The following is a 19,827-nucleotide window of genomic DNA, read 5'->3' as shown; positions in this document are numbered from 1 at the left end:
AACGGGACCCGTGACCGAACAGAACGCGTGGCTGCGGATGACCGAGGAGGACCCGGACCACTCGGCCGCCTACGTGCGGCGATTCCGCACGCTGGCGGAGCAGGGGATGGACCTGGTGGGCGAGGCGCGGCTGGTCGACGCGATGCTGCCCCGCGGCTCGCACGTGCTCGACGCCGGCTGCGGACCCGGCCGCGTGGGCGCCCTCCTGCACGAGGTCGGGCACCAGGTGGTCGGGGTGGACGCCGACCCCGTGCTGATCGCCGCGGCCGAGGAGGACCACCCCGGCCCGCGCTGGCTCGTCGGCGACCTGGCCGAGCTCGACCTGCGCGCTCAGGGCATCGACACCGCCTTCGACGTCATCGTGTGCGCCGGGAACGTGATGACGTTCCTGGCCGAGAGCACCCGGCAGGAGGTCCTGCGCCGGATGCGCGCCCACGTCGCCGCCGACGGCCGTGCCGTGCTCGGCTTCGGCGCCGGGCGGGGCTACGAGTTCGACGACTTCCTCGCCGACGCGCGGGCCACCGGCTGGGCCGAGGACTTGCTGCTGTCCACCTGGGACCTGCGGCCGTTCACCCCGGACGCCGACTTCCTCGTCGCGGTGCTCCGCCCGGTCTGAGTCCCGCCGACGGGGTGCGCGGATGCGCCACTCGCCGGCCTGGAACGGCGCATCCGCGCACCACGTCGGCCGGGGGAACGGCTCAGCGGCGGCCGTTCGCGCGCAGCAGGGCCGGCGCGTTCACCGTCCGGTGCCCGCGCCACTCCAGGGCGGCGGCGGGGGACCAGCTGTCGAAGTCGACGATCCACCCGCCGTCGGGCTGCTGCCCCGCGGCCAGCCGGTCCAGCTCGGCGTCCACCACGGCGGGCGCGAAGAGCTCCCGGGCCGGCCCGCCGGGGAAGGGAGCGAAGTCCAGCGGCCGCATGAACTCGTCCTCGGCGCCCCCGGCCACGTGCAGCAGCCCATCATCCGGCATCAGCCCCCGCAGCCCGTCCAGCAGCGTCCGCGCCTCGTCCGAGACCGCACCGGAGCGGCCCGCCGCGTCGAGGAACTGCACCGCGAAGGCCAGCTCCATGGCGTTGACCGACGCGTCCAGCGCCGCGATGGCGCCCAGGCAGTACGCCGTCGCCCCCGCCAGCCACGGGTGCTCCCCCACCGCCCGATCGACCGCCGCCAGCCGGTGGGCGGTCGCCGCCACCACGGCGGTGATCTGCAGCGAGGACGTCGTCGGATCCGCCTGCGCCCAGAACGGCGCGCACGCCGCCGGATCGGGCACCGGCAGCGCGAACGGCAGCCCGCCGTCGGGCAGGGAGACCGACGCCAGCCAGTCGCACACCTGCGCGGCCCGCGGCGTCGAGGCCGGCGCCAGGTCGGCGAACGCCTCCAGCGCGTGCAGCGCACCGCCGGGCTGGCTGGTCCCCGAGCGCAGGTCCGGCTCCAGGCCCCAGCCGTAGCCGCCGTCGGCATTCCGGTAGCCGTCGACGGCGGCGACCACGGCGTCGGCGCCGCCCGACCCGGTCAGCAGCTCGAAGCGGCGGCGGTCGAGCACCCGGCCGGACGAGGCGAGGAACGCGGCGGCGGCGGGAAGGTCCACGGTCACGGCGGCGATCCTGCCCGGAGGTGCCAGACCGGCGCAGCCGCCGGCGGCAGCACGGCCGCCGCCGTCCACCGCGGGGAACCGGGCGGCGCGACGACCTCGACCGGGCCGTCGGTCGAGTCGAGCCGTTGCAGGTAGGGGGCGGGATCGGGCGCCGGGGCCGGCGCGGACGGGTCCCGCGGGGCGGCGAGCAGCGCCTGCGCGGTCTGCGCGAGCGACAGCTCGCCGTACCAGCCGCCGCCCTCCTCGCGCTGCCGCACCAGCGCCGCCAGCACCGTCGCGGCCGCCAGGTAGCCGGTCGCGTGGTCCAGCGCCTGCGCCGGCAGCGCCCCCGGCTCCTTCGCCGTCCCGCACAGCGTCGCGATGCCCGTCGCCGCCTGCACCAGCGAGTCGAAGCCCCGCCGGTCCGCCCACGGCCCGCCCAGCCCCCACGCCGACAGCCGGACGACGACCAGGTGCGGGTGCCGCCGCCCGAGCGCCGGGGGATCCATGCCGAAGGCCTCCAGCGCGCCGGGGCGGTAGCCCTGCACCACCACGTCCGCCGCCGCCAGCAGCTCCTCGACCCGAGCCCGGTCCTGCGCGTCGGCCAGGTCCAGCACCACGTGCCGCTTGCCGACGCCGGTGTCCACCAGTCCGTCCCGCAGATCGGGGTGCCGCGGCCCGTCCACGCGCAGCACGTCCGCGCCGTGCGAGGCCAACACGCGCGTGGCCACCGGCCCGGCGATGACCCGCGTCAGGTCCAGCACCCGCAGCCCGCGCAGCGCGGGTCGCCGCGGGGCGCACTCCGCCACCCGGCGCAGGGTCAGCAGCGGCAGCCCGGCCGCCGCCCGGCCCTGCGGGGAGCCCGCCCACTCCTCCGGCGTCCGGACGGCGGCCGCCGCACCTCCGGCCGCGACCACCGCGCTCTCCAGCTCCTCGGCCGCCCATCCCCTCGCAGCGGCCGCCACCGCGCCGACCTCCTCCGAGCCCAGGACCGACGCCGCGGCCGCCCGGTGGTGCGGATAGTTCCCGTGCAGCCGCAGCCAGCCGTCGGCGGTCCGCCAGAACCGGGACAGCGGCGCGAAACCCATGCCCACCGGACGCCCACCCAGCCGTGCGTACCGCTCGCTGCGCGCCGCCAGGCCGACGTGTGCGGCGTCCAGGCGCACCGGCGCGGGCTTCCCGGTCAGCAGCCGCGCCGCCACGAGCTGGGCGGCGACCGATCCGAGCACGAGGTCGGGCACGGCCAGGGGCCCGCCCAGGCCCGTGTCGCCGTCCACCTCCACCGCGACGTCCAGCGGCACGCCGGTCGCCCCGGCCACCGCGGCGCGGAGCGCGCTCACCGGCCCTCGATGCGCACCGACGGGTCGGTGCACCAGGCCCGCACCGACGGCCACGAGCCGTACCCGGCGGGCAGGTCGAGGTGCCGCCCGCCGGGGATCACGTCGGCGTCGATCCCGAAGGTGCCGGCGTACAGCGACGCCGCACCGCCCGGGAAGTACGGGTCGTCGTCGCTCGCCACCAGCCGCACCCACGCCCGCAGGTCGGCCGGCAGCGGTGTCGTCTCGATGCCGGCCGGGGCGAACGCCGCCACCTCGGGGTACCCGCGCAGCACGTCGGCCGACGGCGGCGCCACCAGCAGCACCCGGTCGGGCTGCAGCACCCCCAGCGAGGGCGCCGCCTGCCACCACAGCAGGACGGCGAGGCTGTGGCACACGAGGACCCGCTCGCCGTCGCTGCCCAGAGCATCCAGCTCCGACCGCAGGAGGTCCAGCCAGTCGCCGAGCACCGGGACGTCGGGCTCCGGGAACTGGGGGTACCGCACCTCGTGCCCGTCGTCGGCGAGCCGCTCGGCCAGCCAGCGCTGCCAGTGCCCTTCCGGCCGCCGGTTCTCCCACCCGTGCACGATCAGAAAACTCACGTCGTCGTCCCCTCCGGCAGCACGCCCAGCGCCAGGACCAGCGCGAGGACCGTGGCGGGCTCCTCCAGACGGGGCCCGTACAGCTCGCGGAGCTGGGTCATCCGGTAGCGCACGGTCTGCGGGTGCACGAAGAGCTCCGCTGCGACGGCGTCCCGTCGGCCCTGGTGCAGCAGCCACGAGCGCAGCGTCTCGGTCAGCTTCTCCCGGGCGCTCTCGCTCAGGTCGGCCAGCGGGGCGAGCGCCTGGGCGCGCAGGTCGGCCAGCGCCGACTCGTCGGCCCGCAGCACCAGCTCGGTCAGCCGTGCCTCGGTGTCCAGCGGACCGCCCTCGCCCGCCGTCCACCCCAGCTGCCGCGCCCGTAGCGCCCGCGCGTAGGAGACGTCGACCTCGTCCCACGGGCGCGCGGGGCCCACGACCGCCTCGGCCTCGCGCAGGGAACGCATCAGGGCCGGCCGGGAGCGGCCCTCGGCGTCCGGGACCAGGAGGGCCACCAGTTCGCCGGCGTCGGCCGAGCCGGGCACGTCGTCGGTCGACCGCAGGGTGCGCTCATCCAGCGCGGCCAGGGCGGTGCGCACCCGCGCCTCCGGGACGATCACCGCCGTCAGCGTCCGTGGCAGCGTCCAGTCGGCCCGCTCGGCGGCCGCCTCCTTGTCCCGCCGGGAGCCCCGGCCCAGGAGGACGTTCGCCAGCCGCTCGCGGTAGCGCTCCCGCACGCGGCCCGTGGTGGCCAGCTCGTCGCTGTGGCCCGCGACGCTCGAGGCCGACAGCTGGTCGATGTAGGCGAAGACCAGCTCCGCGAAGTGGGCGAGCTGCTCCGCGGAGAGGCCGGCCCGCACAGCGCTGTCGGCCATGTGCCGCCAGGACACCCGGGCGCCGACCCGGTAGGCGCCGAGCAGGGCGTCCATCGACCGACCGCTGCGGGCCTCGCCCCGGCCCAGCGCGTAGGCGCCGTCCAGCGCCGGCTGGATGGGCGTGCTGGCGTCGCCGTCCCCGCCCTCGGACGCGAGCTCCAGGAAGCCGCCGAGGGCCAGCTGGACGGCGTTCTCGATGTTCCGGCCCATCTCCCCGCTGAACGCGCCGGTGTAGCTGGGCACCTCCACGACGATCGCCGCGACCGTCTGCTCGGCGACCGACGGCAGCTCCCGTCGCATCTCGTCGGCAACCGGGGCCGGGATGCTCAGTGATGGGTCCGCCATGCCGCGCCTTCCCTTGTTCGCAGGGAACAGAACATAGCGGCTGATTCACGTCCGTCACACAGGTAACTGACGCCTGAGTTGGACAACCCTCTGTGTATGACGACGACCGTTCCCCGCCCGACCTCGGTGCGGTCGCCCCTGGCCACGCTTCGGAAGCGGGCCGTGCGGCTGGCCGAGATGGTGACCACGCCTCTGCTGCCCGTCGACTACCTCGACCTGTTCGACCCGCTCCGGTCCGGCGCAGCCCTCCGCGGCCGCATCGAGGCCGTGCACCCGGAGACACAGGACGCGGCCAGCATCGTGATCCGCCCCGGCAAGGACTGGCTGCCGCACGTCCCCGGCCAGTACGTCCGCATCGGCATCGACATCGACGGCGTCCGCCAGTGGCGCGCCTACTCGATCACCTCGGTCCTGGACCGCGCCGACGGCTGCTTCACGATCACCGTCAAGGCCATCCCGAGCGGCAAGGTGTCCAACCACCTGGTGCACCGCGTGCAGCCGGGCACGATCATCCAGCTCGACCAGGCCACCGGGGAGTTCTGCCTGCCGGAGGAGGTTCCGGCCAAGGCGCTGTTCGTCACCGCCGGGTCCGGCATCACGCCGGTCATGGGCATCCTGCGCAACCACGCGGAATCGCTGGCCGACACCGTCCTGGTGCACTCGGCGCCCACCGCCGACGACGTCGTCTTCGGCGCCGAGCTGCGGCAGCTGGCCGCCGAGGGCCGCATCCGGCTGATCGAGCAGCACACCGACTCCGCCGGGATGCTCGACGCCCGCTCCATCGCCGAGCTGGTGCCCGACCTGCACGAGCGCGCCACCTGGGCCTGCGGGCCCGTGGGCATGCTCGAGGCGCTCGAGGAGCACTGGGCCGCCGTCGGCGTCGCCGAGAAGCTCTACACCGAGCGCTTCCGCCCCCGCATCCTGGCCGGCGCCGGCGAGGGCGGCGCGGTCACCTTCGAGAGGAACGGCACGACCATCGAGGTCGAGGGCACCACGCCGATCCTCGACGCCGCCGAGGAGGCCGGGGTCCTCATGCCCAGCGGGTGCCGCATGGGCATCTGCTACGGCTGCGTCCTCCCCCTGCGCGAGGGCGCCGTCCGCGACCTGCGCAACGGCGAGATCACCTCCGCCGACGACGTCGGTGACGGCGTCCTCGTCCAGACCTGCGTCAGCGCGCCCGCCGGCGCCTGCTCCATCGACCACTGACCGTCCGAGCCCGAGGAGTCGCACCGTGACCGTCATCCAGAAGAAGCCCGAGAACCCGATCGCCCACCTCTCCGCCGAGGACATCGAACTGATCGGCAAGGAGCTCGACACCATCCGCCAGGAGGTGCGCGACAGCCTGGGTGAGGACGACGCCGCCTACATCCGCAGGGTCATCGACGTGCAGCGCAAGCTCGAGCTGGGTAGCCGCGCCGTCCTGCTCGTCTCGATGTTCCCGCCGGCCTGGCTCGTGGGCACCGCCGGGCTCTCGCTGGCCAAGATCCTCGAGAACATGGAGATCGGCCACAACATCCTGCACGGCCAGTGGGACTGGATGCGGGACCCGAAGATCCACTCCACGACGTGGGAGTGGGACATGGCCAGCCCCGCGGCGCAGTGGAAGCACTCGCACAACGAGCTCCACCACACGTACACGAACGTGATCGGCAAGGACAACGACCTCGGCTACGGCATCATGCGCGTCGACGAGGACCAGCCGTGGCACCCGCTGTACCTGGCCCAGCCGGTGTGGAACTTCCTCAACGCCTGCTTCTTCGAGTACGGCATCGCGGCCTACGACCTCGAGCTGGGCAAGAACCTGGCGACGAAGAAGCGCCGGGCGAACCCGGAGTTCCGCGCCGCCACCAAGCAGGTGCTGAAGAAGATCCGCAACCAGGCGACCAAGGACTACGTCCTGCACCCGGCGCTGTCGGGTCCCTCCTTCCTGCCGACCCTGGCCGCGAACTTCACCGCCAACGTCGTCCGCAACCTGTGGTCGCACTCCGTGATCATGTGCGGCCACTTCCCCGAGGGCGTCGAGACCTTCGAGAAGGCCTCGATCGAGGGCGAGACCCGGGGCGAGTGGTACCTGCGCCAGATGCTCGGCTCCGCGAACATCTCGGGCAGCAAGGCCATGCACATCCTGACCGGCAACCTGAGCCACCAGGTCGAGCACCACCTGTTCCCCGACCTGCCCAGCAACCGCTACGCCGAGATCGCCCCGCGGGTGAAGGACATCTTCGACCGCTACGGCCTGACCTACCACTCCGCGCCGCTGCCCCAGCAGGTCGCCTCCGCCTGGCACAAGGTGATCCGGCTGTCCCTGCCCAACGACTGGCTGGCCGAGACGCGGCCTGCGAACCTCCCCTCGCAGCTCGGCAAGCTCTGGAAGATGACGACGGGCGGCAAGAAGGTCCGCCGCGCCCTGCAGGCCCGCCCCGCGGCCGCCTGATCCCAGCCGGTCCGACGGACCGTTGAACCCGAGGGGCCCAGGACCGCCATGGTTCTGGGCCCCTCGGGTTCACTGCTCCCGGCCCGCCGTGATGGCCGGCTGCTGCACAGCCCGCGATGTTTCCCGTGGAACCGACGCTCGGTGGACCGCCGGCGTTCGCACGTGAGGTGGTGAGCGGAGCCGACCGAGCCGGAACCGCACGACCCTCCTCGGGGTGAGACCGGGCCGCGCGGGCTGACGCCGGCCCGGTCAGCCGCCGATGTGGACGGCATGCAGCTCCACGAGCCGACCCGTGCCGGCAGCGCCGACCACGGCGGCGTGCAGGGCGCACCGGCCTGCCCGTCGGCAACGGCCCCGGCATGACCCGCTCGCGCGCGGACCGGCGACGGCAGCAGGGCCGCGAACGACCACAGCTCGGCCCCGCGGTGCTCGCCGCTGCCCTGCTCACGGCCGGAACCGGCTGTGCCGTCTCCGACGACGCAGCGAGCACCGAGCCGACCTGCACGCCCGCTCCTGCCGAGACCCTCGTTCCGGCCGACGGGATCTACCTCGGCGCCAACCTCGACTGGGGCCAGCAGACCCTGGCCGCCTACGCCGATGCCCTCGGGCAGGACCCAGCGGTGGTGGTCAGCTTCACGAGCTTCCCGCTCACGGGCGACGACGGACGGAACGTCGATGCGGCCGTGGACCAGGTCAGGGCCGAGGGGGGCCTGCTCCTGCTCACCCTCGAGCCGCGGGACGGCCTGGACGTCGTCACCGAGGACACGGCCGTCGAGCTGGCGGAACGCCTGGACGGCTACAACGCGCGGGGCGTGCCCGTCATCGTCCGCTTCGCACACGAGATGAACGGCTCCTGGTACCCGTGGGGGCAGCAGCCGGCGGCCTACGTCTCCGCCTTTCGCCTGCTCGCCTCGGCCATCCACACGCGGGCACCCGGCTCGGCCACCATGTGGGCACCCAACTACGGCGGTGGGCATCCCTTCGCCGGCGGTGCCCACCAGGCCGCCGCGGGGAGCCCGGACGCCGCCGCGCTGGACAGCGACGGGGACGGGGCGGTCACCGCCGCCGACGACCCGTACGCCCCCTACTGGCCCGGCGCCGACGCCGTCGACTGGGTCGGCATGTCGCTCTACCACTGGGGTGACAGCCACCCCTGGGGGGAGAACGAAGTGCCCGAGCCGGACAAGTTCGTGGCTCAGCTGACCGGTCGGTACAACGGGCTCGGCGGGGACGACCGGGGGCTGCCGGACTTCTACGGCCGCTACGCCGGCGAGCAAGGCAAGCCACTGGCCATCCCCGAGACCGCAGCGCTGTACGCGCCCGGCGCCGGCGGCGCCGATGAGCTCACCATCAAACGCGCGTGGTGGCGTCAGATCCACGACCCCGAGCTCAGCCGGCGCCTACCGCGACTGGCGATGATCAACTGGTTCGAGTGGCGGAAGGACGAGTCGGAGATCGGGGGCTCGGTCGACTGGACGGCGGCCACGAACCCGTCCGTGGCCCGCGCCTACCGCTCGGAGCTGCCCGACTGGGCCCGCTGGGCCGCCAGCGTGCCGGGCTGCGCGAGCACGTCCGACGAGGCGGGCGCCTGACGGCATCCCGTTCCGACCTGCCACGGCGGCCCGGCGCCGCGGGCTAGTTGGCCATGTCCACGAAGCGGCTGTAGTGGCCCTGGAAGGCGACGGTGACGTTCGCGGTCGGGCCGTTGCGGTGCTTGACCAGCATGATGTCGGCCTCGCCGGCCCGCGGGGACTCCTTCTCGTACATGTCCTCGCGGTGGATCATCATGACCATGTCGGCGTCCTGCTCGATCGAGCCGGACTCGCGGAGGTCCGACAGCATCGGCTTCTTGTCCTGACGCTGCTCCGAGCCACGGTTGAGCTGCGACATCGCGATGACGGGGACCTCGAGCTCCTTGGCCAGCAGCTTCAGGGCACGGGAGAACTCCGAGACCTCCTGCTGGCGGCTCTCCACCTTCTTGCCCGAGGTCATCAGCTGCAGGTAGTCGATGACGATGAGCTTGAGGTCGTTGCGCTGCTTGAGCCGACGGGCCTTGGCCCGGATCTCCATCATCGTCATGTTCGGTGAGTCGTCGATGTAGAGCGGCGCATCGGCGATCTCACCCATCCGGCGGGCCAGCTTCGACCAGTCCTCGTCGCTGAGCGAACCGGCGCGCATGTGGTGCAGCGGCACCTTCGCCTCGGCCGACAGCAGACGCATGGTGATCTCGTGCTTGCTCATCTCGAGCGAGAAGATGGCGGCGGGCATGTGGTGCTTGACCGATGCCGACCGCGCGATGTCCAGCCCCAGCGTCGACTTGCCCACACCGGGGCGGGCGGCGATGACGATCATCTGGCCGGACTGCAGGCCGTTGGTCAGCTCGTCGAGGTCGCGGATGCCGGTCGGCACGCCCCGGCTCACCCCGCCCCGGGAGGCGATGGCGTCGAGCTCGTCCATCGTGGGCTGCAGGACGTCGGCGAGACGGGAGTAGTCCTCGCTCATCCGCTTCTCGGTGACGTCGTAGATCTCCTGCTGCGCGCGGTCGACGATGTCGTCGACGTCGCCGCGCCCACCGGCCGCGCCGTAGCCGAGCTGGACCACGCGCGTGCCTGCCTCGACCAGCCGCCGCAGCACGGCCTGCTCGGCGACGATGGCGGCGTAGTAGCCGGCGTTGGCGGCCGTCGGCGTCGACTGGATCAGCGTGTGCAGGTAGACCGCGCCGCCCATCTTCGACAGCTGGTCGGTCCGGTTGAGCTCCGCGGCGACGGTGATGGCGTCGGCCGGCTCGCCTCGGCCGTACAGGTCCAGGACGACGTCGAAGATGATCTGGTGCGCCGGGCGGTAGAAGTCGGCGCCGTGCAGCACCTCGACGACGTCGGCGATGGCGTCCTTGCTGAGCAGCATGCCGCCGAGCACCGACTGCTCGGCCTGCACGTCCTGCGGGGGCTGCCGGTCGTACTCCGGCGCCGACGCCATCGGCCGGCTGTACTCGTCGGCCACCGCCACGGGGATACCTCCATCTCCTTGCGGGCGCGCCCGCGAGCCACTCACCGTGGGGAAGCCGGGAGTTCGGCGGGCGCCGCCGTACCGAACGCGTGTTCGGATGATTGCTACCGCCGGGCACTGACAGTTCGTGCCCGGCGGCAGCTGGGAGGGACGTTAGGAACCCGGAGCGGCGCCGTCCAACACCTCGATCTGCACAACATGTGGACAAGTCGGTGGACGGAGGCGTGTCGACATGTGGAGACCGTCGGGGATATCGACAGGCCACGTGCCCGACCGGAGCCGGTCACCTGCGGGTACGCCGTCCCCCGGCTGTGGACAGGAAATTCCCGAAAGTTTTTCTCGCGACGTGGCGCTCGTGGTGCTGGCGGGACCGACGGGTTCCTGCCGCGCCTCCTGGACGCGTGACGGCGCGCTCAGGAGCCGGCCCGACCGACGGCGTCCCCGAGGGGCGTGAGCAGGATGCTGCTGCTGCCGGTCGCGACCAGGTCGCCTGCCGCCGTCCGCGCGGACGCTTCGGCGAAGCAGACCCGCCGCCCGGACTTGGTCACCCAGCCGCGCACGTGCAGCTCGTCACCGGCGCGCACGGTGCGCAGATAGCTGACCTTGATCTCCACGGTGGTGAATGCGACACCGGCCGGCAACGTCGAGTGGACCGCCGAGGCGGTGGCCGCGTCCAGCAACGTGCACAGCAGCCCCCCGTGGATCACGCCGACCGGGTTGGTGAAGGACTCGTCGGCCACGCACCGGAACGCGACATCGCCGTCGGCCACCACGTCCGGCGTCAGGCCGGTCAAGCGGGCGATCGGGGACGACGGCAGGCGTCCGGCGTGCATGGCCCGCAGGTAGTCCGCACCTGGCATGGTCAGCCCGACGGCCGCTGTGGGGGCGGGGTCGTGCCAGGACACCGTGCGTGCGCGGGTCCTGCCCCAGCCGGCCTGGCCGGTGTGGTCCTGCGCGGCTGCGGGAACCGGGAACTCGTTCATCCGGGATGCACCTCTCTGGTCGGCGACTGCCGTCCCGCGTTTCGGGACGTCGTTACGTTACGACGCGAGGGGGTGGCCCCGGTAGCCTCTCCGGGTGCCACGGCCGAAGTTGCGGACACCGGAGCTCCGAGACCGCCTGCTGACCGAGGCCCTCGACCTGCTGGCCGGAGAAGGCGCCGCCGGGTTCACCGCGCGCCGTCTCGCCTCCCGCGCCCGGACATCGACTCCGGCGGTCTACGAACTCTTCGGGGACAAGGCGGGGCTGATCCGCGAGGTGTTCTTCCTGGGGTGGCGGCTGCTGGCCGACCGGCTTGCCCGCGTCGAGCCGTCGGCCGACCCCCGCGCCGATCTGACGCGGGTCGCCCGGCTCTATCGGGAGTTCATGCTGGAGAACCCCCGGCTGGCCGAGGTCATGCTCGCCCGGCCGTTCGCCGACTTCGACCCCGCGGCCGAGGAGGCCGAGGCGGGTGCTGCCGTACGGGAGCTGATCGTCGGGCACGTCCGGCGCTGCGTGCACGCAGGCCTGCTCGAGGGGGACGAGACCGACCTGGCGCACGTCGTCGTCGCGCTCGTGCAGGGGATGTCCGTGGCCGAGAACGCCCGGCGGCTCGGCAGGTCACCGGCGTCGGTCGAACGGCGGTGGCAGCTGGGGCTGGACGCACTGCTGCGCGGCATGACACCCACCTCCTGAGCGACGCTCGCCCGTCCCACCGGCCGCGGCCCCTGAGGTGCCCTGAACGCCACGAGGGGCGCCGGACCGGAGTCCGACGCCCCTCGGGGACGGTGCACGCGCTCAGGGTGCCTACGGCCCCGTCCAGAGGCTCACCCCGAGCTGGCGAGGGGTGAGGAGGACGGGGTCCTTCGATCAGCCCGCGACGACCTCGATCGCCAGCGAGGTGCTGACCTCGGGGTGCACCCGCACGGTGACGGTGTGCTGGCCCGTGGTCTTGATGCTGCTGGGCAGCTCGATGCGGCGACGGTCCAGCTCCGGGCCACCGGCCGCGGTGACCGCAGCGGCGACGTCGGCGGTGGTGACCCGGCCGAACAGACGCCCGCCGTCACCGGCGCGGGCCGGCACGCGGACCTTGAGACCGGACAGCTGCCCGGCCACGGCCTGCGCCTCCTCGAGCGAGCGCACCTCACGGCTGGCACGCGCCCGGCGGAGGGACTCGACCTGCTTCTCGGCACCCCGGGTGGCCTTGATGGCCAGCCCGCGGGGCAGGAGGTAGTTGCGGCCGTAGCCGCCCTTGACCTCGACGGTGTCGCCAGAGGACCCGAGACCGGTGACCTCCTGCGTGAGGATCAGCTTCAGAGTGCTCATGATCAGCGCGCCGTCGAGGTGTAGGGCAGCAGGGCCATCTCGCGGCTGTTCTTCACAGCTACGGCGACGTCCCGCTGGTGCTGGCTGCAGTTACCGCTGACGCGGCGGGCACGGATCTTGCCGCGGTCGGAGATGAACTTCCGCAGCAGCGTCGTGTCCTTGTAGTCGACGTAGGTCGCCTTGTCCTTGCAGAACTGGCAGACCTTCTTCTTGACCTTGCGAATGGGTGGCTTGGGCACCGGAGTACTCCAGAAAGTTCAGTGGAAGAGGGATCGAGGGATCAGAAGGGCGGCTCGTCGGAGGGGCCGGCCGGCGTCGACCAGGGGTCGCTCGCACCGCCGCCACCGCCGCCGCTGGAGCCGCCGAAGCCGCCGCCACCGCCGCCGCCGCCACCGAAGCCGCCGCCACCCTCACCGCGGGAGGCCTTGGTGACCTTCGCGGTGGCGTAGCGCAGCGAGGGGCCGATCTCGTCGACCTCCAGCTCGATGACGGTGCGCTTCTCGCCTTCCTTCGTGTCGAACGAGCGCTGCTTGAGCCGCCCGCTGACGATGACCCGCGAGCCGCGGGTCAGGGACTCGGCGACGTTCTCGGCCACCTGGCGCCAGACGTTGCACCGGAGGAACAGCGCTTCGCCGTCCTTCCACTCCTGCGACTGACGGTCGAAGGTGCGCGGCGTGGACGCCACGGTGAAGTTGGCGACGGCGGCACCCGACGGCGTGAACCGCAGCTCGGGGTCCGACGTCAGGTTGCCGATGACGGTGATGACGGTTTCGCCGGCCATGCTCAGTGAGCCTCGGGGCGCATCAGCTTCGTGCGGAGCACCGACTCGTTGAGGTTCAGCTGCCGGTCCAGCTCCTGGACGGCGGCCGGCTCGGCCTGGATGTCGACGATCGCGTAGATGCCCTCGGGCTTCTTGTCGATCTCGTAGGCCATCCGGCGACGGCCCCAGATCTCGGTCTTCACGGTGCCACCGGCGTTCGTGACCACGGTCAGGAACCGGTCGAGCGAGGGCGCGATGGTGCGCTCCTCGAGATCGGGGTCGAGGATGATCATCAGTTCGTAATTGCGCACGGAGAACCCCACCTCCTCTGGTCTCAGCGGCCGCAGGGGATCTGCGGCAGGAGGGTCTTGCATGCGTCGCGCGCCCCGACGAGCTCGTGGAGTGCCGGAACGCGCGGGCCCAGGCTACCAGTGCGCGCCCTCCCTGCCCCGGGCGTCGTCCACAGAGCCATGGAACTGCCGCGGCCGCCGTCCCGGGTGGAGACGGCGGCCGCGGCGACGGCTCCGGTTACTTTGAGGCGCGGGCGGCCTGGTGGGTGCGGACGAGCGCCGCGCTGACAGCGGCCAGGGCGACGACCGCGGCCAGCGCGGCGGCCGGCAGCGGGGCGGTGGTCGAGGCCGTGTCGGCGGTCGTGTCCAGCGCGCCGCCCTCCTCGTCGAGGTCCGACCCGTTCAGCCCGGCGAGCCGGCCGAACACCGGGACGGTGGCGCCGTCGTACGTGCCGGCGAGACCGCCGGAGCCCGAGCCGGTCGATTCCGTGGCGCTGCGGCCGGAGCCGAGGAAGCGGGACGGGTCGAAGGCCGCACCGGCCGAGTCCGCCCCCGGGCTCAGCTGCGCGGCGCCCGCGCCGGTCGCGTACGTGTACTGGCTGCCGGGCACGCCCTCGACCGGCGGCGCGGCCGGCGGAGCCGGGGCGGGAGCCGGCGCGGGGGCCGGGACGGGAGCGGCGGACGGCGGGGTGCTGGGCGGCGGCGGGGGAGGCAGCACGGCGGCGGAGGGCGCGGGCAGGGTCAGCGGCGGGAGCTGCGGCACGTTGACGCCCGGCAGGTTGGGCAGCGGGACCAGGGTGTTCACCACGAACGGCGTCGGGGCGGGCAGCGGGGGCAGCAGGTCCAGCGCCGCGTCGGTGAGCACCGAGGTCAGCGAGGCGTTGCTCTGCAGCCGGTAGCTGTAGGTGATCGAGCACGTCAGGCAGGTGCGGTCGAACGTCTCGGTGACCGAGGCGCCCGGCGCCAGCGCCCGCCGGCCCGACGGCAGGCCGAGGGTGACCTCGGTCTTGGCGGTGACGCTGACCAGCGCGGGCAGCAGGCCGCCGCCGCCGACCTGGACGGTCTTGTCCTGGATCTCGTTGACGAAGGTGACCGTGCCGCCGCCGTCGACGGAGACGACGGGCGGAGTGAGGTCGCGGATCGGGACCGTGACGGCCGGCGCGGCGACGGCCACCGGGGCCAGCACGACGGAGGCGGCTGCGACGGAGAGCCAGCCGAGGACCGCGACGGCGACCCCGCGCCGTGCGCTCCGGTGGATGCGACCGGTTGCCATGTGCCACGAACCTCCGACTCGACCTGCTGCTGGGTAATCCCCGTCACGCTGCAGCAACGATCATGTGTGATCGGGGTTACGGCTAAACCTGGGAACACGGAAGAACTAGGGTTCGACGGCGTGGCCAACCACCCGATCGGCGTACACGTGGGCTCCGCGGACGAGGGACCGCTCGCGGCGGCCGCCGCGATGGACGCCGGCGGCGTGCAGATCTTCCTGACCGACCCGCAGAGCTACAAGGCGCCGAAGCCGCGGCCCGACGAGGCCGACCTCCGGGCTTCCGACGTCGCGGTCGTCGTCCACGCGCCGTACATGCTCAACGTCGCGTCGACGAACAACCGGATCCGCGTCCCGGGCCGGAAGCTGCTGGCCCAGCACGCGGCGGCGGCCGCGGCGGTCGGTGCGCTCGGACTGGTCGTGCACGGCGGGCACGTGCTGGCCACGGACGACCCGGCCGCCGGCGTCGACAACTGGCGCAAGACCTTCGCCTACCAGGCGAAGGACGGGGGCTTCGCCCTCCCGCTGTTCATCGAGAACACCGCCGGCGGCGGGAACGCCATGGCCCGCGAGCTCGACGCGATCGCCCGGCTGTGGGAGGCGATCGGCGGGTTCGGCGCCGGCTTCGTGCTCGACACCTGCCACGCCTGGGCCGCGGGCTGGGACCTCGCCACCGCGGTGCACGACGTGCGGGCCATCACCGGGCGGCTGGACCTCGTGCACCTCAACAACAGCCGGGACCCGCACGGCTCCAGCCGCGACCGGCACGCACCGCTGAACGGCGGGGAGATACCGACCGAGCTGCTCCTGGAGGTGGCCCGCGCCGCCGACTGCCCCGTCGTCCTGGAGACCCCGGGCGACGCCGTGAGCCACGCCGAGGAGATCGCCCTCGTGCGCAGCGCACTGCGCTGACCGCCCGCCGTCCTCCCTCGCGGTACGGCGTCCTCCCTCACGGTGGGCGGCGGGGGAGGACGCGCCATGATCAGGGAACCTGATCCCGGACGGCTCGTGGCCGCGGTGATCCCCGGAGCGCGTCCGGGGCATGGTCCAGCGGCCCACCGGCGGGGTCGTCGACCCCCGGCCAGCTGGTCCGGACGACGTCCCGGTCCGGCTGCAGCACGTCCCGCACCACCAGGGCCATGAGAACGACGACGGCGACGTCCCGGATGCCCACCGCGAGGAAGAACCACTCGACCTCGATGCCCCGGTTGTCGACGCCGAGGTAGTGCAGCATCGTCGCCACCCAGACCAGCACCTCCGTGGCCTGCCACAGGAGCAGGGACCGCCACCGGGGCCGGGCGAGGACGACGAGCGGCAGCAGCCACAGCGAGAACTGTGGGCTCCACACCTTGTTCAGCAGCAGGAACCCGGCGACCAGCAGGAAGGCGATCTGCGGGACCCGCGGTCGCAGCGGCGCCGCCAGGGTCAGCCACGCCACCCCGAGGCCGAACACCACGAGCGATGCCATCACCCAGGCGTTGAGCACGGCGGGCGCCTGCCCCTCGGCGAGCGGTCCGTCGAACAGCTCCCCGCCCGCCGCGGAGATCGCCATGTTCCAGATCGACTCGGGATTGGCCCCGCGTTCGCGGCTGAGCACGAAGAACCAGGACCAGTTCTCCGGCGCGATCAGCGCGACCGGCAGGTTGACCGCGGCCCAGGCGGTCAGGGCGGCGAGCGCGGTCCGTCCCCAGACCGGCAGCCGGCCGGCCCGCAGGCAGAGCAGGAACAGCGTGCCGAGCAGCAGCAGGGGGTAGAACTTCGCGGCGACCCCCAGCCCGAGGAGGACGCCGGCGAGCACCGGCCGGGAGCGGGCCCAGGCGAGCATGGCGAACGCCGAGAGCGTGGCCGCCAGCAGGTCCCAGTTCGTGAAGGCGTGGACCACCAGCAGCGGCGACAGGCCGATCATCGCGGCGTCCCACGGCCTCCGGCCGGCCAGCCCCAGCACCGCGCGGACCAGCAGCAGCGCCAGCGCGGACAGCAGCAGGCCGGTGAGCACGGTGTAGCTCTCGACGGGCGGCACGTCGGGGAGCAGCCCGACCGCCGCGGCGGCGCCGTCGTACAGCCGGCTCCCGGCGGCGGCCAGCGCCATCAGCCCGCCGGTGAGGACGGGGTACTCGACCTTCGCGTCCAGGTAGGGCTGCGCTCCGGACTCCAGGCCGTAGACGCCGAACAGCGGGACGGCGTCGGAGTAGCAGAGGTGGGTGTACTGGCGGGAGCCGCTCCAGTCGCCGTCGGCACACGGTGCCTGCTTGATCCAGGCCAGCGCGAGGGCCAGAACCACGAAGAGCAGGCAGATCCGCAGCGGGGTCCAGAACAGGGCCCGGCCGGTCACCGCGTGCCAGCCCCAGGGGCCGCCCACCGCCTCGCTGGCCTGGGCGGCGACCGGATCGGCCCAGCTCGGCACGACCCGGTCGGGAGACACCGCGGGCCCGCCCGCGGATGCGGACGGGCCCGACGGTGTGCTGGTCACCCGGTCAGTGTGCGGGAGCGGTCAGTCGCCCTCGATGATGCCCAGGACACCGCCCTGCGTCGAGGATCCCTCGCCCTCGCCGTCACCTTCGCCCGGAGTGGGGGTCGGCGTCGGGGTCGGCGTCGGGGTCGGCGTGGGCGTCGGCGTCGGGGTGGGCCTGGGCGTCGGCGTGGCCGACCGCGTCGGCGCCGGTGCCGGCGTGGTGGTCCGCGGGGCCTGCGTCGTGCGCGAGGGCGTCGGGGTCGGCGTCGGTTCGGGCACGCCCTCGCCGGTGTCCCCCTTGATCAGCGGGGCATCGGGCAGGTCCTCCTCGGGCGTGCCCTCGAGGACGGTGTTCATGAACTGCTGCCAGATGTCACCGGGCAGGCCCGACCCGTAGATGATCGAGCCACCGGCGTTCCGGATGGGATCGCGCTGGTCGGTGCCGATCCAGACCGCCGCCGACAGCGACGGGGTGTAGCCGACCATCCAGGCGTCGGAGTTGTCCTCCCGGTTCAGGCCCTGGGTGCCGGTCTTGCTGGCCACCTCCCGGCCACCGGACAGGGCGAGGTCCGAGGACCGGGCGACGTCGGTGAGCGCGTAGGAGACGTCGTTGGCGACGCGGGGCTCGATGACCTGCTGGCCGGGGTCGCCGGTGTTCTCCAGCAGCACCGCACCCTCGCTGTCGGTCACCCGCGCGAGGAAGTACGGAGCCCGCTGGATGCCCCCCGAGGCGAAGGTGGCGAAGCCGACCGCCTGGTCGATCGGGCGCATCTCGTACTCGCCGATCCCGATGGCACCGCCGGTGACGCCGGTGGCGTTGGCCAGCGTCATGCTGCTGTCGTCCTGCCATGCCTCGGGCAGGCCGGTGGCCGCCAGCGCCGTCTGGCGCACCTCGGCCGGCCCGACCTCGACGGCCAGCCCGTAGAACGTGGTGTTCAGGGACCGCGTCATGGCCTCCCGGAGGGTGCAGGCGCCGCAGGAGACGCCGCCGGAGTTCACCACCGGGGCCTCGCGGTCGTCGAACTTCTGGTTGTTGCTGCCGTCCCGCCGCGCCGTGACGCTGATGCCGTCCTTCAGCGCGGTCGCCAGCGCGTACGGCTTCATCGACGAGCCCGGCTGCCGCTTGCCCTGCGCGTAGTCGAACCCGAGTCCGTCCTGCCCCCCGTAGTAGGCGCGCACCGCGCCGGTCCTCGGGTCGATGGCGACGAGCGCCTCGCGCAGTTCCTCCGGCTCACCGTTCATCACGTCGTTGACCGCGGTCACGGCGGCGTCCTGGTAGCGCTTGTCCACGGTCGTGACGATCCGCAGACCGCCGCTGTTGACCTGCTCCTCGCTGTAGCCCTTCGCGTACAGCTCGGCCAGCGCCCGGTCCACGATGTGGCCCTGCGAGTCGGACGGGATACCCCTCGACGGCGGCACCTTGGGCAGCACGACCGGGTACTGCGACAGGGCCCGCTCCTCGGCGGACAGCCAGCCCTCGCCGACCATCGCGTCGAGCACCAGCTCCCAGCGGTTCTGCGCGCCCTCGGGATTGGTCTCCGGGTCGTTGGCGGTCGGGCTGCGGATCAGCACCGCGAGGACTGCCGCCTGCTGGGCGGTCAGCTCGGCGGCCGGCACGCCGAAGTACGTCTTCGCGGCCGACTCGATGCCGTAGGCGCCGCGCCCGTAGTAGATGGTGTTGAGGTAGTTCTCGAGGATCTGCTCCTTCGAGTAGTTGTTGTCCAGCTTGATGGCCAGGAAGAGCTCCTGGAACTTGCGGCTGAACGTCTGCTCGGAGTTCTCCAGGATCGCGTTCTTCACGTACTGCTGGGTGATCGTCGAGCCACCCTGCGTCGAGCCACCTGTGACGTTGTTCCAGGCCGCGCGCACGATGCCCGTCGCCGAGATGCCCGGGTCGGTGTAGAAGTCGCGGTTCTCCGCGGCCAGCACGGCGTTCTGGGCGGCCTCGCTCACCTGGTCCAGCGGGACGCTCGTGCGGTTCTCGTCGCCGAGCCGGGCCATCTCGGTGGTGCCGTCGGCGTAGTAGACGACCGTCGTCTGGGCGTTGGTGATCGAGTCGGGGCTGGGCACCTCCGTGCTCGCGTAGACCACGCCGATGAAGACGCCGAGCAGCACGAACAGCCCGCCGATGACGCCGAGGCCGATCTTGAGCCGGCGCCTCCGGCGCTGCTTCTTCGTGCGCGCCGGACGGCCCTTGCCCCCGGACGGCCGGCCGCCGCCGGGCGGACGTCCGCCCGAGCCGGGCGGACGACCCGAGCCGGGGGGACCGCCGGAGCCCGGCGGCCGGCCCCCGGAACCGGGGGGACGGCCACCGGATGCGGGGGGACGGCCCGCGCTCCCACCGGCACCGCGGCCGGTCGCCGAGCGGCCGCGGCCCGGCGGCGGGACCGCCGGTCGGCCGGCGCCGGAGCCGCCGCGCGCAGCGCCACCGCCGCCCCCGGTGCTCCGGGTGCGGGTGGGTGCCGGACGGCGCACCGAACCGGCGCGCGGGCCGACGGGCGAGGTCTCGTCGTGGGGAGGCACGCGGGAGTACCCCTTTCCTGACTGGTGGTGGGCGACGGGGATGCCCACGTCGCAGCCTTGCGTCTTCAGCTGTGGATGCGGGGGAGGACCCCGTCCGGCG

19 protein-coding genes are annotated in these 19,827 nt (G+C 73.3%); 6 read left to right on the top strand and 13 right to left on the bottom strand.

What is annotated here, in order from left to right; all coding sequences use genetic code 11:
- Positions 1-10 precede the first annotated feature (10 nt).
- Positions 11-616: a class I SAM-dependent methyltransferase gene (locus RM425_RS00870; protein WP_311343288.1), complete on the top strand. Its 606-nt coding sequence runs from the start codon at positions 11-13 to the stop codon at positions 614-616.
- Positions 617-698: 82 nt separating this feature from the next.
- On the opposite strand, the gene RM425_RS00865 is transcribed toward RM425_RS00870, so the two are convergent.
- Genes RM425_RS00865 through RM425_RS00850 form a run of 4 tightly spaced genes read right to left on the bottom strand, consistent with a single transcriptional unit; the run spans position 699 to position 4,688 of the window.
- Positions 699-1,595, bottom strand: coding sequence for a hypothetical protein (locus RM425_RS00865; protein ID WP_311343287.1), 897 nt, complete (start codon positions 1,593-1,595; stop codon positions 699-701).
- Positions 1,592-2,914 carry a CoA transferase gene (locus tag RM425_RS00860; RefSeq protein ID WP_311343286.1) on the bottom strand — a complete coding sequence of 441 codons (1,323 nt, stop codon included), beginning with the start codon at positions 2,912-2,914 and terminating at the stop codon, positions 1,592-1,594. The genes RM425_RS00865 and RM425_RS00860 overlap by 4 nt, the downstream gene beginning before the upstream one ends.
- A complete protein-coding gene (locus RM425_RS00855; protein WP_311343285.1) occupies positions 2,911-3,492 on the bottom strand; it encodes an RBBP9/YdeN family alpha/beta hydrolase in 582 nt (193 codons plus the stop codon). Before RM425_RS00855 ends, RM425_RS00860 begins: the two co-directional genes overlap by 4 nt.
- Positions 3,489-4,688, bottom strand: a complete 1,200-nt coding sequence (locus tag RM425_RS00850) for a PucR family transcriptional regulator (protein ID WP_311343284.1) — start codon at positions 4,686-4,688, stop codon at positions 3,489-3,491. Before RM425_RS00850 ends, RM425_RS00855 begins: the two co-directional genes overlap by 4 nt.
- A 96-nt stretch (positions 4,689-4,784) precedes the next feature.
- Here RM425_RS00850 and RM425_RS00845 point away from each other — a divergent pair, with 96 nt between their 5' ends.
- From RM425_RS00845 to RM425_RS00835, 3 genes are all read left to right on the top strand, one after another.
- Positions 4,785-5,894 carry a ferredoxin reductase gene (locus RM425_RS00845; protein WP_311343283.1) on the top strand — a complete coding sequence of 370 codons (1,110 nt, stop codon included), beginning with the start codon at positions 4,785-4,787 and terminating at the stop codon, positions 5,892-5,894.
- 25 nt (positions 5,895-5,919) lie between these two features.
- Positions 5,920-7,122, top strand: a complete 1,203-nt coding sequence (locus tag RM425_RS00840) for a fatty acid desaturase family protein (protein ID WP_311343282.1) — start codon at positions 5,920-5,922, stop codon at positions 7,120-7,122.
- Positions 7,123-7,481: 359 nt separating this feature from the next.
- Positions 7,482-8,714 carry a glycoside hydrolase family 26 protein gene (locus tag RM425_RS00835; RefSeq protein WP_311343281.1) on the top strand — a complete coding sequence of 411 codons (1,233 nt, stop codon included), beginning with the start codon at positions 7,482-7,484 and terminating at the stop codon, positions 8,712-8,714.
- A 43-nt stretch (positions 8,715-8,757) separates the two neighbouring features.
- Here the strand turns inward: RM425_RS00835 and dnaB are convergent, their stop codons facing one another.
- Together dnaB and RM425_RS00825 are read right to left on the bottom strand one after the other, a co-directional pair.
- Positions 8,758-10,128, bottom strand: a complete 1,371-nt coding sequence (gene dnaB, locus RM425_RS00830; protein ID WP_449495066.1) for a replicative DNA helicase — start codon at positions 10,126-10,128, stop codon at positions 8,758-8,760.
- Positions 10,129-10,541: 413 nt separating this feature from the next.
- Positions 10,542-11,111 (bottom strand): PaaI family thioesterase, encoded by a 570-nt coding sequence (locus tag RM425_RS00825; protein ID WP_311343280.1) that lies wholly within the window; start codon positions 11,109-11,111, stop codon positions 10,542-10,544.
- A 94-nt stretch (positions 11,112-11,205) separates the two neighbouring features.
- On the opposite strand from RM425_RS00825, the gene RM425_RS00820 reads away from it, so the two are divergent.
- A complete protein-coding gene (locus RM425_RS00820; protein WP_311343279.1) occupies positions 11,206-11,802 on the top strand; it encodes a TetR/AcrR family transcriptional regulator in 597 nt (198 codons plus the stop codon).
- A 174-nt stretch (positions 11,803-11,976) separates the two neighbouring features.
- Here the strand turns inward: RM425_RS00820 and rplI are convergent, their stop codons facing one another.
- The 5 genes from rplI to RM425_RS00795 form a co-directional block, all read right to left on the bottom strand.
- Positions 11,977-12,432 (bottom strand): 50S ribosomal protein L9, encoded by a 456-nt coding sequence (gene rplI, locus RM425_RS00815; protein WP_396137013.1) that lies wholly within the window; start codon positions 12,430-12,432, stop codon positions 11,977-11,979.
- 2 nt (positions 12,433-12,434) lie between these two features.
- On the bottom strand, positions 12,435-12,671 hold the full coding sequence (rpsR, locus tag RM425_RS00810) for a 30S ribosomal protein S18 (RefSeq protein ID WP_026856604.1): 237 nt from the start codon (positions 12,669-12,671) through the stop codon (positions 12,435-12,437).
- Between the two features lie 41 nt (positions 12,672-12,712).
- Positions 12,713-13,213, bottom strand: a complete 501-nt coding sequence (locus RM425_RS00805) for a single-stranded DNA-binding protein (RefSeq protein WP_311343278.1) — start codon at positions 13,211-13,213, stop codon at positions 12,713-12,715.
- Between the two features lie 2 nt (positions 13,214-13,215).
- Positions 13,216-13,503 carry a 30S ribosomal protein S6 gene (gene rpsF, locus RM425_RS00800; protein ID WP_311343277.1) on the bottom strand — a complete coding sequence of 96 codons (288 nt, stop codon included), beginning with the start codon at positions 13,501-13,503 and terminating at the stop codon, positions 13,216-13,218.
- A gap of 217 nt (positions 13,504-13,720) precedes the next feature.
- Positions 13,721-14,755 carry a hypothetical protein gene (locus tag RM425_RS00795; protein WP_311343276.1) on the bottom strand — a complete coding sequence of 345 codons (1,035 nt, stop codon included), beginning with the start codon at positions 14,753-14,755 and terminating at the stop codon, positions 13,721-13,723.
- A gap of 120 nt (positions 14,756-14,875) precedes the next feature.
- Between RM425_RS00795 and RM425_RS00790 the strand changes: the two genes are divergently transcribed.
- Positions 14,876-15,664, top strand: a complete 789-nt coding sequence (locus RM425_RS00790; RefSeq protein ID WP_311343275.1) for a deoxyribonuclease IV — start codon at positions 14,876-14,878, stop codon at positions 15,662-15,664.
- A 70-nt stretch (positions 15,665-15,734) separates the two neighbouring features.
- On the opposite strand, the gene RM425_RS00785 is transcribed toward RM425_RS00790, so the two are convergent.
- Both RM425_RS00785 and RM425_RS00780 read right to left on the bottom strand, forming a co-directional pair.
- Positions 15,735-17,222, bottom strand: a complete 1,488-nt coding sequence (locus RM425_RS00785; RefSeq protein WP_311343274.1) for a glycosyltransferase family 87 protein — start codon at positions 17,220-17,222, stop codon at positions 15,735-15,737.
- Between the two features lie 21 nt (positions 17,223-17,243).
- Complete coding sequence (locus RM425_RS00780; protein ID WP_311343273.1) at positions 17,244-19,727, bottom strand: transglycosylase domain-containing protein; 2,484 nt, start codon at positions 19,725-19,727, stop codon at positions 17,244-17,246.
- Positions 19,728-19,827 lie beyond the last annotated feature (100 nt).

The organism is Blastococcus goldschmidtiae (assembly GCF_031845325.1).
Classification (GTDB): domain Bacteria; phylum Actinomycetota; class Actinomycetes; order Mycobacteriales; family Geodermatophilaceae; genus Blastococcus; species Blastococcus goldschmidtiae.
This window is presented reverse-complemented; position numbering and strand designations above follow the sequence as displayed.